General features: G+C 55.8%; 11 protein-coding genes. All 11 read right to left on the reverse strand.

Going from position 1 to position 12,785, the window contains the following annotated elements:
- Window positions 1-360: 360 nt before the first annotated feature.
- Window positions 361-3,036 (reverse strand): phosphoenolpyruvate carboxylase, encoded by a 2,676-nt coding sequence (locus JNK54_05595; GenBank protein MBL8023740.1) that lies wholly within the window; start codon window positions 3,034-3,036, stop codon window positions 361-363.
- Between the two features lie 277 nt (window positions 3,037-3,313).
- A complete protein-coding gene (gene hemW / locus JNK54_05600) occupies window positions 3,314-4,441 on the reverse strand; it encodes a radical SAM family heme chaperone HemW (protein ID MBL8023741.1) in 1,128 nt (375 codons plus the stop codon).
- A gap of 3 nt (window positions 4,442-4,444) precedes the next feature.
- Entirely contained in the window at window positions 4,445-5,194 is a 750-nt protein-coding gene (lepB, locus tag JNK54_05605; protein ID MBL8023742.1) for a signal peptidase I, read from the reverse strand.
- A 531-nt stretch (window positions 5,195-5,725) separates the two neighbouring features.
- Window positions 5,726-7,537 (reverse strand): elongation factor 4, encoded by a 1,812-nt coding sequence (lepA, locus tag JNK54_05610; protein ID MBL8023743.1) that lies wholly within the window; start codon window positions 7,535-7,537, stop codon window positions 5,726-5,728.
- A 13-nt stretch (window positions 7,538-7,550) separates the two neighbouring features.
- Window positions 7,551-9,305, reverse strand: coding sequence for a phosphoenolpyruvate--protein phosphotransferase (gene ptsP, locus JNK54_05615; GenBank protein ID MBL8023744.1), 1,755 nt, complete (start codon window positions 9,303-9,305; stop codon window positions 7,551-7,553).
- Between the two features lie 7 nt (window positions 9,306-9,312).
- A complete protein-coding gene (locus JNK54_05620; GenBank protein MBL8023745.1) occupies window positions 9,313-9,579 on the reverse strand; it encodes an HPr family phosphocarrier protein in 267 nt (88 codons plus the stop codon).
- Window positions 9,576-10,319 carry a PTS mannose/fructose/sorbose transporter family subunit IID gene (locus tag JNK54_05625; GenBank protein ID MBL8023746.1) on the reverse strand — a complete coding sequence of 248 codons (744 nt, stop codon included), beginning with the start codon at window positions 10,317-10,319 and terminating at the stop codon, window positions 9,576-9,578. Before JNK54_05625 ends, JNK54_05620 begins: the two co-directional genes overlap by 4 nt.
- Window positions 10,316-10,975: a PTS sugar transporter subunit IIC gene (locus JNK54_05630; protein ID MBL8023747.1), complete on the reverse strand. Its 660-nt coding sequence runs from the start codon at window positions 10,973-10,975 to the stop codon at window positions 10,316-10,318. The genes JNK54_05625 and JNK54_05630 overlap by 4 nt, the downstream gene beginning before the upstream one ends.
- Before the next feature lies 1 nt (window position 10,976).
- Window positions 10,977-11,465, reverse strand: coding sequence for a PTS sugar transporter subunit IIB (locus JNK54_05635; protein ID MBL8023748.1), 489 nt, complete (start codon window positions 11,463-11,465; stop codon window positions 10,977-10,979).
- Window position 11,466: 1 nt separating this feature from the next.
- Window positions 11,467-11,889 carry a PTS sugar transporter subunit IIA gene (locus JNK54_05640; protein MBL8023749.1) on the reverse strand — a complete coding sequence of 141 codons (423 nt, stop codon included), beginning with the start codon at window positions 11,887-11,889 and terminating at the stop codon, window positions 11,467-11,469.
- Window positions 11,886-12,752 carry an RNase adapter RapZ gene (gene rapZ / locus JNK54_05645; protein ID MBL8023750.1) on the reverse strand — a complete coding sequence of 289 codons (867 nt, stop codon included), beginning with the start codon at window positions 12,750-12,752 and terminating at the stop codon, window positions 11,886-11,888. Before rapZ ends, JNK54_05640 begins: the two co-directional genes overlap by 4 nt.
- Between the last annotated feature and the right edge of the window lie 33 nt (window positions 12,753-12,785).

Consider the following 12,785-nt stretch of genomic DNA (forward strand, 5'->3'; position numbering starts at 1 on the left):
TCGCGGGGACTACGGACAAACTTTTTTGGGAAGGAAAAAGGTCCGGATTTTTCGTCGAATCCCGCGATCCAACTGAAAATTACAGGCTAGTCTGCATCTGGGTATTGAGGAAGGGGGAGGCTCGCGACAGCCGTGACAATAAATCGAGCGCCGTCTGATTTCCTCTTATTGGGCAACGACTAAGAAGAAGTTCAGACGTTTCTCCCTCTCCCGCTCGCGGGAGAGGGTCGGGGAGAGGGTGGTGTTTTCCAATAAGGAAACGATCGATAATTTTATTGGTTTAAATTCGAACCCGTTCGGTGGCCATTTCAGACCAAAATGACCAGTCGCCCACTCGAGGACAAGAAATAAGGAATCCCGTTACCCCGTACTTTTCATGCCCGCGGCGAGACCGTTCACGGTGAGAAGAAGGATTCTCAAAATCCGCTCTTGTTCCGATGCGGAAAGTCCTGGACGACGCCAAAGGGCCAAATGCCTGACTTGAAGAGCGTTCAGAGAATCCACGTAAGGGTTTCGAACCCGGATGGACTCGCGCAGGACTGGATGGCCCGACAAAAGGCCCGGGTGGCCCGTCACACGGCGAACCGATCGCACCGTCCGATTGTATTCGTCGTGGATACGCCCAAAAACAATATCGCGAACGCGGGCGTCCTTGACCAACGCCGCGTACCGCGCGGCGATCGTCATGTCGGCCTTGGCTAAAGACAACTCCAGATTATCAACAAGCGCCGCAAAAAAGGGCCAACGCCGATACATTTCCTGAAGGTCCTCCCATCCCCGTGACCGTTCGTCCCCTAAACTTTCCAACGCGCTCCCGGCCCCGAACCACGCGGGAAGAAGCACACGGGACTGTGTCCAGGAAAACACCCAGGGGATGGCCCGCATTCCGTCTAAAGACCGCGCTCCACCGCGAAACACCGGCCGGGAAGCGATGCGCACCCGTTCAATCAAATCAATGGGAGTGGCCTCAAAAAAATACGGAGCGAAATCCGGTGTGTCGTAAACGAGAGCGCGGTAATGGGCGCGGGATCGGTCCGCCAAATCCGCCAAGAGGGGCTCATACTTTGCCTGAAGAACTCCCGCCAAATTCTTTTGAGGAGGTTCGAGGGCCGCCCCCAACACCGCGTTGGCCATTTGTTCGAAATTTCGACGGGCAATGGAAGGATGCCCGTATTTAAAAGCGATCACTTCCCCTTGCTCCGTGATGCGCAATTGAAGGTTCGGCGTGGCCGCGGGCGCCGCGCGAATGGCCCGGTGAGCCGGCCCGCCGCCGCGATCGATGGTCCCTCCTTTCCCATGAAAAAAATGAAGGTGAACTCCCACTTTCTCTGCCTCACGACAAAGGGCCCGTTGGGCCCGATACAAATGGGCGTTGGCGGCCAAATAACCGGCGTCCTTGTTGGAATCGGAGTATCCCAACATGATTTCCTGAACATCCCCCCGGGCCGTGATCAGCCCCCGGTAAACGGGATCTCGCCACAACCCCGCCATCAAAGAAGGGGCCCGTTCTAAATCTTCAACTGTTTCAAAGAGCGGAACAATATCGACACCAGACCGCCAACCTCCACGTACGGGGTGAAGGAGCCCCGCTTGCCGAGCCAGATAAATCGCCGCCCACAGATGCTCCGGGCTGTGGGTCATAGAGAGGATGTAGTGATTGGCCGCCCCTTCACCAAAGAGCTTTTGAATCGTGGCCAACATCTTCATCTCTTGAAAAGCCAGCCCCCCGCGGGTTCGCCCCACCTGCGAGAGCCCCTTTCGCACCAACCGCGGCCAATCGGAAGAGGCCGGGGAAGTCCCCAGAACATCCAGAGCCGATTCCCAAACTTTCTGGGAATGTTGTCGAAAATCCAACCGAGCGAAATGAAAACCGAACACCTCCGACTGCCGCTCCAACACTGTCAAGGAACCTCTTGCGGTTCGGTCATACCCACGCCTCTCCAAGTAATCGTGAACCAACCGAAGATCCGCGCGAAACGCTTCCGGCGTTTCGTATCCTCCCGATCGACGCGCTTGACTCCGCGCCAGCCTCGCCTCCACGGCCCACATTTTAGCCCGCACGATTTCCCCGGGCTCCCAAACCGCCCAAGACTTTTCAAGCTCGGGCAACTCCCGCCTGTCTTTTGCCAGGGAGGTTTCCAAGGCGCCCCCTGGGCCCGACCGGTCTTCCCGAACGGTCAACAAGGAAGCCAAGCGCGACACGGAAGCTCGGTAAAATTGGAGGACAGATTTTCTCTGTTCGGTTATCGTCCAGAGCGAAAGGCCTGGCGTCACCGCAGGGTTGCCATCACGATCTCCGCCCACCCACGTGCCGAACCGAATCATTCCCGGCGGAGTGGGAAAACCCGCCTCCGCTAAAGTCCGGGAGGTCGCGTCCCAAAATTCAGCCACGACCGCGGGGACAGAGGTGGAAAGATAAAAGAGGATATTCCGGACTTCGTCTTGAACGGTCAGCGATCGCGCGCGCGTCTGACGCGTGTTCCACAGGATTTCCAGTGTCTCTAAAATTTTAGCATCGCATTGGGCCCGTTCTTGGGGGGTTAAATCCGGCCGAGAATGAATGTCCCACAGGGAAGAAACCCGGTTCAAATGGCGAAGCACCGTCCGCCGTTTCGCCTCGGTGGGATGGGCCGTAAACACGGGTTCCAGGCTCAGGCGAGAGAGGGCTTCACTAAACTTTTTACGACCCGCACCGCGGCCCCATCGATCCACCGCTTCAGCGAAAGACAAGGCGGGCGATCGTCCCTCTCGTTCGTGGTCGCGCAAGCGTTCGCGACGTTGCCTTTCCTCGGCCAAGTTCACCAATTGGAAATACAGCGTAAAAGCGCGGACCATCCGAAAGGCTTCTTCTCCCGAAAGCCCCTGCACCAAACGATTGAGGTGCCCTTCGGCCGGTCGGGAGGAATTTCGGGCCTGCTTTGCCAAATGACGAAGCCGTTCCAAACGCGAGAAAAAGACATTCCCTTCCCGTTCCCGAATGACCTGGCCCAGCCAGGTGGTCAAGGTTCGAACGTCTGTTGAGAGCCGAGGATCCATGGGTGAGATTTTAGAATTTATCCGAAAGGGGTCTATGATAATTTTGAAGCGGAACGAAACTCTGACCACAAGGACAGCACCCGTCTTCTGCCGAAAAAGGGAAAAACTATTTCAGTCTGGCCCCGCCCCATCCAGGGAAAGGAGTCCCACAAGAATATGGGGTCAAGTCTTGATTTTCCATTCATTCACCATTAAGCCCCTCCCTATCCAGACCGCTCCACAAGGAATCCCTACCCCAAGCGAGATCCGTGCGGAGGTTCGATAACGAAAGCTAAACTTAAACCTCACTTTCGATCGAAGGCCCAAGAAGTCCAACGAAAATCCGGTTGGATAACTGCCACCCTCGGCAGGTGGGTCGATACCGATCTCCCTCCCGAACCAACAGTCCCTCTTGAACACAACGGTCAAGCCCCTTCCCATAGAGGGTCAACCCTCGCGGGGAAGGAACCACCCCTTCTTGAAGTCGAAGCCCGAGCATTACATTTTCTCCCTCACGTTCGTCCGGAGAAAGGGAAACAGTATCGAACTGCGGACGACCACCCGTCAATACCGACTCGATGTACGTTGTCAGATCGTGAGTGTTCGTGTGGCGTCGAACCCCGTCGTACCAAGCCGAAGAAACTCCCGCCCCCAAACATTCTTGGTTTCGCCAATAACGTAAGTTGTGCCGGCATTCAAACCCCGGCCGGGCAAAATTAGAAATTTCATAATGAACATAGCCGGCGGAATCCAGAAGGTCCACCGCGGCCTCATACATATCGGCTTGCAGGTCGTCGTCCGATTGAACACCCGACCGGTGGTAATAAGTGGATTCCTCCACTTGAAGCCCATAGGCGGAAAGATGGTCCGGATTCGTTTCCAACACGCCCCGTAAAGTTTTGATCCACCCCTCGACAGACTGACCAGGAAGTCCATACATAAGATCGACATTGATATTGCGAAACCCCCGAGCGCGAGCGGCGCTCAAAACCCGAACATAATCGTCGTAAGAATGCGTTCGCCCCAGTGACGCCAAAAGAGGCGGCTCGTCAGTTTGTAAACCAAAACTCAAACGATTCATCCCCGAATCCTTCCACGCCCTCAGTTTTTCATGATTCACGCCATCTGGATTACATTCCAACGTGGCTTCCCAATCCGGCAAAACCTCAAAACGATCCCGCACCACAGCCAAAAGAGAACTCCAATCCTTAGGTTCTAAGAGCGAAGGGGTCCCCCCCCCCACATAAAGGGTATTAAGAACAACGCGGGGGACCTTCTCCGTGATCACGTGAATGTCTTTATGCAACGCTTGAAGATAGAGAGGGATATCGTTTCGGCGCCCTGGGAAGGCCGCGAAATCACAGAACCGACATTTAACGGAACAGAAGGGGATGTGGAGGTAAAGTCCGGTCGGGTTGAGGCTCAAGCGCTAACGAATAACCTTCCACCGGGAAAACGGAAGATAAAGCAACCACGCCCGCCCTTTCAGATTCGCGTCCGGCATGGGTCCCCAAAACCGACCGTCAAAGGAGCGGTCTCGGTTGTCCCCCATAACGAAATAATTTCCAGGCGGAACAACGATCGGCCCAAAATTATCTCGCACGTTCTCCCCCGTCAAGGACCGCTCCATCCATCGGCTCTGCCAGAGTTCCTGAACCACCTGGGGATCCTTAAGAAGAGGCACCGGACCGGGATAAACCAAATGATCTTCAAATTGGGCGTAGGATTCCGTCTGCTCCACCCCATTCACAAACACCCGTTTGTCTTTAATCTCGATCGTATCCCCCGGAACACCGATGGCCCGTTTAATGAAATCTTTTCCATAGTGGGGATTCTCTTTCTCGTCCGCTGGAAACCGAAAGACGATGATATCCCCCCGCTGAACTTCCCGCCACCGAAAGATTCGCTGACCTGTGTAGGGAACCCGCAACCCATAAATAAACTTATTAACGAAGAGGTGATCCCCTTCCAACAGAGTGCTCCGCATGGACCCCGACGGAATTTTAAACGCTTGAACCACGAAAAACATGATCGTGGCGGCTAAGAGGATGGCGGAAAACCCCGTGTCCGCCCATTCCAAACTCTCGCGAAGAAGAACACCGTTTTCTTCCGCCGACCATTTCACGCGGGGGCGCCAGGTGTTGCCCAAATAGTAGCCGCCCGCTCCTAAAAAGACCATCGTCCAAAGGGATGGCCCCCCCGCCCCCGCACTGGAAAACCAATACCCGGCCAACGCGCCCTGGGCCGCCAAAAACCCGGCTACAGAAGCTCGGCCCACAGACACCGTCGTGTTCCGCGCCAAAACCCCCGCCCCTCCGCCCAAAAGACCGATACCCAAAACCCCCGTGATCCATCCCGCCCGTTCGATTCCCAACACCCCCCCCAAGGCCCCTGTCAATAAGACCCCCTGGAGCGACCAGAGAAACGGAATAGCCCCCCGCTTAACTTGAATCGGGAGTCCCCAAAGTACCCCCAGGATCCCCCCCGCCAGAGCACACGCCATCCCTAACGGAACGGAGAGCGTATTGAGTTCTTTATAAGAGGCAATCAGGAATCCCGCCGCCAGACCCACGAAAGCCCAAAAAAGTCCATTGAGCAATAGAACGCGCGTGGATTGTTCCAAGCGTTTCGGGACTCGCAAGAACAGCTTGAACGCCAGGGCGTAGCCCCCACTCACCAACGAAATCCAAAACAGTTTTTCTTCCATGGGTTATTCCTTTTTGGGCCCGCCGTCGTCCCGACGAAGGACCGCCAGAAACGCTTCTTGGGGGATTTCCACCGCACCAAACTGACGCATCCGCTTTTTCCCTTCTTTCTGCTTTTCCAAAAGTTTTCGTTTACGTGAAATATCGCCCCCGTAACATTTCGCCAAAACGTCCTTGCGCATGGCACGCACGGTTTCTCGCGCGATGATCCGCCCGCCCAACTTCGCTTGAATGGGAATCTCAAACATTTGCCGGGGAATCAGTTCCCGTAATTTCTCGCAAATTTCCCGCCCCCGATAGGCCGCCACGGCCGCCGGAACCACAAAAGAAAAAGCGTCCACTTCTTCCTCGTCAATAAGGATGTCCATGCGCAACAGATCGCCGGGACGATAGCCCACGTGTTCGTAATCAAACGACGCATAGCCTTTCGAAATAGATTTCAACGCGTCGTAAAAATCCACAACCACTTCCGCCAAAGGGGTCTCGTATTTCAAGACCACCCGTGTGGGTGTTAAATATTTCATGTCCAGGAATTGACCCCGGCGCTCCTGACACAATTGCATGACCGGCCCCACGAATTCAGACGGCACCACAACCGTGGCGAGCACATAGGGTTCCTCAATCTCTTTTATGTCCCCGTAGGCAGGAAACTTGGCCGGGCTGTCGTATTCAGCGGTTGCCCCGTTTTGCGTCGTGACGCGATAAATGACGGTCGGTGCTGTCACGAGGATATCCACGTTAAATTCCCGCCTGACCCGTTCTTGAATAATGTCCATGTGCAACAATCCCAAAAACCCACAGCGGAAACCGAACCCCAACGCCACGGAAGTCTCGGGCTGGTGAAAGAAAGCCGCGTCTTCCAAATGAAGTTTGTCGATGGCCTTTTTTAAACTTTCGTAGTCCGCCTGGGCGATAGGGTAAAACCCCGCAAAAACGAACGGTTTCATTTCCCGATACCCCACATGGGGCGTCAGGGTGGGACGCAAATGCTCCGTGATCGTGTCCCCCACTTGGACCTGGTGAATGTCTTTGATCCCGCAAACCACATACCCCGCTTCACCAGCGGAGAGGGACTCCGCCTTCACGTATTTCAGTTGAAGGTGGCCCACCTCTTCCACCTCATCCACGTCCCCCGACCCCATGAACCGGACTTTTTGACCTGGTTTAAGAACCCCATCAATGATTCGAACGTAGACAATAACCCCACGATACGCATCGTAAACAGAATCAAAAACTAGAGCCGCTAAAGGCTTCTCCGGATCTCCCGTGGGAGCGGGAATCCGCTCCACAATGGCCTGAAGAATTTCCGGAATCCCTTTTCCCGCCTTGGCACTCGCGGGAATCCCAGGGATATCCAGTCCCAAAAATTCATGAATTTCATTTTGAACACTGACGGGATCCGCGGAGGGAAGATCAATTTTATTAATGATCGGAATCAGTTGGAGTCCCGCGTCAATGGCCAGTTGAGCGTTGGCCAACGTCTGCGCCTCAACCCCTTGGCTGGCGTCCACCAAGAGAAGAGCCCCTTCACACGCCGCCATCGCGCGGCTCACTTCATAGGTAAAATCCACATGCCCCGGGGTGTCAATCAAATTCAGGAGATAGGTCTTCCCCTGAGACGTCCAGTTCATCCGGACAGCTTTGGCTTTGATGGTGATCCCGCGCTCCCGCTCCAATTCCATCCCGTCCAATATTTGGGCCCGCATTTCACGGACCTGTACCGTCCCCGTCGCCTCTAAGAGTCGGTCGGCCAGGGTGCTTTTCCCGTGGTCGATGTGGGCGATGATGCAAAAGTTTCGGATATCGGCGGTTTCCATGGAAGAAGGACGGTTAACGGTTTCGGAACCGACGAAGGATGTTTTGAACGTTCTCCGAGGAAGGATCTTTCATCATCTCCACCGCAAGGGAGTGACATTCCGCGTAATTCGTTTCTCGAATCACCTTCTTAATTTTGGGAACCATTCCAGAAGAGACAGAAAGTTCGTCCAACCCCAACCCCAAAAGGATCGGCGTCAGTTCCGCGTCGCCGGCCATTTCACCGCACATGCCAACCCATTTCCCCGCGGCGTGGCCGGCCTGCACTGTCTGCAAAATCAAGCGAAGGATCGCCGGGTGCAAGGGCTCGTAGAGATGAGAAACTTCATCGTTCACCCGGTCCACCGCCAAGGTGTATTGAATCAGGTCGTTGGTCCCGATGGACATGAAATCCGCTTCCCGGGCCAAATAGTCCACCACCAGAGCCGCGGAGGGAACCTCGATCATGAGCCCCACTTCAATTTTATCATCAAAAGAAATTTTCTTATGGCGGAGCTCCGTCATGCATTCCGTTACTATTTTTCGCGCCTCCCGAAATTCTTCGAGCCCGGAAATCATGGGAAACATCACCCGCACTTTCCCGTGGGCGGACGCCCGCAAAATAGCGCGGATCTGTGTGCGAAACATGTCCGGATGCCGCAACGCCAGGCGAATCCCCCGAAGACCCAAAAACGGGTTGGGCTCGCTTTTGCCCATCCCCGGAAACCCCAGATCCATCAGCTTGTCGCCCCCGATATCGAGGGTGCGCAGAATCACGGGATGGGGCAACATGGATTCAGCGACCTTGGCGTAAAAATGGTAGTGATCGTCTTCCGTGGGAAGGGTGGTCCGGTTCAAATAGAGGAACTCGGTCCGATAGAGCCCCACCCCTTCGGCCCCATTGGCCAAAATATTTTTGATTTCGCTCGGGGAATCGATATTGGCCGCCAACGCAATCCGATGCCCGTCCAGCGTTTGGGCGGGCTGATCCCGTAACCGTTCCAAATCACGCCGTTCAGCTCCCCGAATGTCCCGTTCCCGCCGATAGTTATCCACCACGTCGGGCAGGGGGTTCAGGATCACCGTCCCGGTCCGACCGTCCACGATCATCATATCCCCGGGGCGAACGTGGCGTGTGATCTCATGCAACCCCACCACCGCGGGGATTTCCAGGGAGTTGGCTAAAATGGCGGTGTGACTGGTTCGCCCCCCAATGTCCGTGGCAAACCCTTCGGCGAATTGGGCTTTCATGTGAATGGTATCCGAAGGAGTCAAATTTCGCGCCACGATCACGGACGGTTCATCCAAATCTTCCAAATCATGGGGTTCATGCCCCAAGAGGTGAAGCAAAATTTTTCGTCCCACGTCCAACACGTCGTGCCGCCTCTCCCGGAAATATTCGTCGGTGGCGGATTCCAACGTTTTAACGGCGCCGGCCACCGCTTCGGACAGGGCGTATTCGGCGTTGACCCGATTGGTCGTAATGTTTTTTACCACGTCTTTTGAAATCAAGGGATCTTCCAAAATCAGCAAATAAGCTTCGATCAAGCGCGCGTGGCTTTTTCCCAAAAGTTTCAAAATCTTTTGTTGGGTCCCCACCATCTCTTTCCGCGTGTCGGCCACCGCTCCACGAAACCGGGACACTTCCGCCTTCACGGCTTCCGGAGGAACTTGCCAACGGCCCACCGCCAGGTCCATATCTTCCAAGACAAACGCCTTCCCAATGGCAATCCCCGGCGAAGCCGAGATCCCTTTAAAAACACGTGTTTCAGGCGGAGTGGCGGAGGACACCAAGGGATTATTCCTCGTGAACCTGATCGTTAAAGAATTGGGTCATATTGTCCATGACAGCTTGCTCATCGGGTCCCTCGGCGATGATGGTCAGTTTGGATCCGTATTCCGCCGTCAGGGTGAGAATCCCCATGATGCTCTTCCCATCAACTTCCTGGTCCTCTTTGCGAAGAAGAATCTCGCTCTCGAATTTTTGGAGCGCCGTGACCATGGCGGCCGCGGGTCGGGCGTGAAGACCCATTTTATTTTGAACCGTAAATGTACGCTCAATCATAGAAGAACCTTTCCCCAAGAGTAGGCCACGGCAGCTCCCGCAACCCCCATCGCCAAAATGGATGGTCGAACACCCAGTTTGAGCGTACCCCAAAATAAACCCACCCATAAAAAGCTTTGAACGGTTGAAAACCCCCGGAGCGGCACCAACCCTCCGCGCAAAAGAACCAACCCCATCCCCAACGCCGCCACCAACGGCAGGAGAACCTGAACCCGCACCGAAGCCAAGTGGGGGACTACTTCCGTTTTCCATCGGTACCCCAGCCATAATCCCGCTCCCCTCACCACCACGTGGGGGAGATTAAACAACAGCAAAAAAAGAATCGGCGCTCCGTTCACGCAGGACGGCCGGAAGGTCCCGGCCACAAGCGCCACCGCGAGACAAAAGGGAAGCCACGTTCCCCAGAAAAACCCTTCGCCCAACGCCGCCAGGGGGCCCGACATGGCCGAACGGGCCGAGAGAATCACCTCAGACGATGGTCCTTGCCCCAAAGATCGGTCCTCCTCCAGACCCACCACAACCCCTATCAGGACGCCGGCCGTGTAAGGATGCGTACTGAAATATCCCGCGTGCGCCCGGGCCACAACCGCACGATCTTCCCGGCGCGGATAGAACCGACGAAACGCAGGCCACACACTGTACAAATACCCTAAATTCTGTGCCCGTTGCGTGGTCCAGAGACCTTGAATCAAAAAAGACCGAAAAAAGATTCGAACCAGGTCCTCCCATTTTAACTTCATGAGGGTCCTCCAGACACCAGGGACCAACCGCTTCGGCGAAGTCGTGATGAAAAATGATGAAGGAGCGCGGCCAACCCCAACGCAGGCCAGAGCCGCCAGGCGAGAGACAACCCCTCCTCCCAGGGGCCAGCCAGGAGAGGAAGTAAACCATGAAAAACGCCTCCCCCTAACGATTGCGCCAGGAAAAAAATCACCAGACTTTTAAACCCCCACAAAACAGCGCCAAAGATCAGGCCATAACGAAGGGGGCCCACCACCCCCCGTTCCACTCCCGCCAGAGCTCGAACGGCGAAGACTCGCGTGTGACGGCGCATCCAATGGTCCACCCGCCGCCCCACCACCGCAAAGGGAATCGACAAAATGAAAGCCAAGGCCAATTCCGATCCCTTAACCCGGGCGCCGACAGTCCCCTCAAAAGCCCAAACACCGGCTAAGGCCACGGCCAACCCCACGTCCCATTGCCCCGCGCCCGAGGGGGGGACCATCACCCAAAGACATTCAGCGAAAAGACCTAAAGCAACACCCTGGGCCGGATTCCCAAACAAAAACCCGACCACCCCCCCCAGAACCAACGGACGAGAAAGCAGGAAAGGCCCCACCGAAAAATGGTCCAACGAAAATATTCCGTAGGTCAACGCCGAGAGGAGAGCGGCCATATTAGCCTTTCCTCAGTTGAGAAAGGTAGTCTTCCAAAGGAACCGGCACGTCCCCCGGAAGGGGACGAGTCTCAAATGAAATCCCCTCGGTCACCAACCGTGCCAACACTTCTTTTTCCTCCCGCGTAAACGCCAAATGGGGCGCCACCATGCGACGCCCGGGAGCGTCGTGCACCCCCCCCAGGTTCACCTGGGTCACTGGGGCACCCAAGGTCACAAAGTGAGCCAGTTCAAGAACCCCGGAAATAAGGAGCATCACCCGTTCGGTTCCCCAGGCTCCAGCTTTTAATGCCGTCGCGGCTTTCTCCAAGGGCAAAACATCGACGGCCACATGGTCCGGCACGGCCATCCGCATTAATCCTATTTGAAAGGGATCCGCCGCGGCCCGGTCAGACGCCACCACAATCCGCTCGGCTTGAATGACCGGCAACCAACCGCCGACCACCTGGCCGTGAATCAAACGATCATCGATACGAACGAGAACCAGCATTTCATCCGGCCTGCGAGAGATGATCCCTTAACCGCTGAAGAGGTCGTTGCGCGCTCCGGGACATGTCGTCCACCAACTTTTGAGCCAGTTGGGCCAGGGGCATGTAGTGACGGTTCGCCAGCGCTGTAATGAGCATAGGCAAGTTGACGCCCGTCACCAGTTCAAAATGGCACCCCGGGTCCCGGGCCAGCCGCAAACACACGTTGCACGGGGTTCCGCCCAACATATCCGACAAAACGAGAATTCCCGCGTTGGTCTCCATCGTTGCCAACGCCGCGCGAAGTCGCCCCTCAAATCCATCGGGAGACTCTGTTCCCTCCACCCCAAGAGCGAGAAGGGCGGATTGCTTTCCCACCACATTCTCCGCACACACCATCAATTCTTTGCCCAACCCACTGTGCGTCACCACCAAGACACCAATCATCGAGGCAACTCCTTTTCTCGGGTCGAATCCCGGTGATGAACGCGAACATCAAACCGTCCGTTCTTTCGAATGATCTCTGCAAGGGCTTCCGCCACCGCCACACTCCGATGTCGTCCTCCCGTACACCCCACCGCCAACGTCAAATAACTTTTTCCTTCCTGAGAAAAACGGTCCAAAAGGAAATCCTGCAAGGGAGCCAAATGTTCGAGAAAACGTTTCGTGAGCGGATTCTCCAAAACGTAACGGGACACCTTGGGGCTCAACCCCGTCAGGTTCCGCAAGGGGGCGACGTAGTTCGGGTTTGGCAGGAAGCGCACGTCCCAAACCACATCCGCGTCCAAGGGAACGCCATGCTTGTAACCGAACGATTCCACCACCACCGCCATCCCACGCGGGTGCTGAAGACCGAGAGTTTGCAGCACCATTTCCTTCACTTCAGGGGGCGTCAAATGGGAGGTATCAATGGTCTTGTCGGCCAAGGCCGCCACGTCATGAAGCATGCGACGCTCCCGTCGGATTCCATTGACCACCGAACCGGCCAAAGGGTGACGACGCCGGGTTTCAGAAAAACGCCGCAAAAGGGTGTTGTTGTCCGCGTTCATAAAAAGAACCCGCGGGGAAATATTTTGGTGGGTCAAATCCCCAATGGATCTCCGAAAAACTCGCGCGGGAAGACCGGTCCGAACATCGACGCCCACCGCGATCTTGGTCAACGCCTGGCCCCAATTTTGATACAACCGGATCAATGGGGGCAACAGGGAAAGGGGCAAATTGTCCACGCAAAAATAGCCCATATCTTCCAAGGCGCGCAGGGCGGTGGTTTTCCCAGCCCCCGAAAGACCGGAAACGACCACGCAGTCCATCCGGCGGGCGACCTTTTTTTTCGACCTACGCGG

This window comes from Elusimicrobiota bacterium (genome assembly GCA_016788905.1).
Lineage (GTDB): Bacteria > Elusimicrobiota > Elusimicrobia > FEN-1173 > FEN-1173 > JADKHR01.

Coding starts and splice junctions, on each gene's coding strand:
- JNK54_05595 (MBL8023740.1), bottom strand. CDS start 3,036: ATGGATCCTCGGCTCTCAACAGACGTTCGAACCTTGACCACCTGGCTG.
- lepB (MBL8023742.1), bottom strand. CDS start 5,194: ATGGTCTTTTTAGGAGCGGGCGGCTACTATTTGGGCAACACCTGGCGC.
- lepA (MBL8023743.1), bottom strand. CDS start 7,537: ATGGAAACCGCCGATATCCGAAACTTTTGCATCATCGCCCACATCGAC.
- JNK54_05620 (MBL8023745.1), bottom strand. CDS start 9,579: ATGATTGAGCGTACATTTACGGTTCAAAATAAAATGGGTCTTCACGCC.
- JNK54_05625 (MBL8023746.1), bottom strand. CDS start 10,319: ATGAAGTTAAAATGGGAGGACCTGGTTCGAATCTTTTTTCGGTCTTTT.
- JNK54_05630 (MBL8023747.1), bottom strand. CDS start 10,975: ATGGCCGCTCTCCTCTCGGCGTTGACCTACGGAATATTTTCGTTGGAC.
- JNK54_05635 (MBL8023748.1), bottom strand. CDS start 11,465: ATGCTGGTTCTCGTTCGTATCGATGATCGTTTGATTCACGGCCAGGTG.
- JNK54_05640 (MBL8023749.1), bottom strand. CDS start 11,889: ATGATTGGTGTCTTGGTGGTGACGCACAGTGGGTTGGGCAAAGAATTG.
- rapZ (MBL8023750.1), bottom strand. CDS start 12,752: ATGGACTGCGTGGTCGTTTCCGGTCTTTCGGGGGCTGGGAAAACCACC.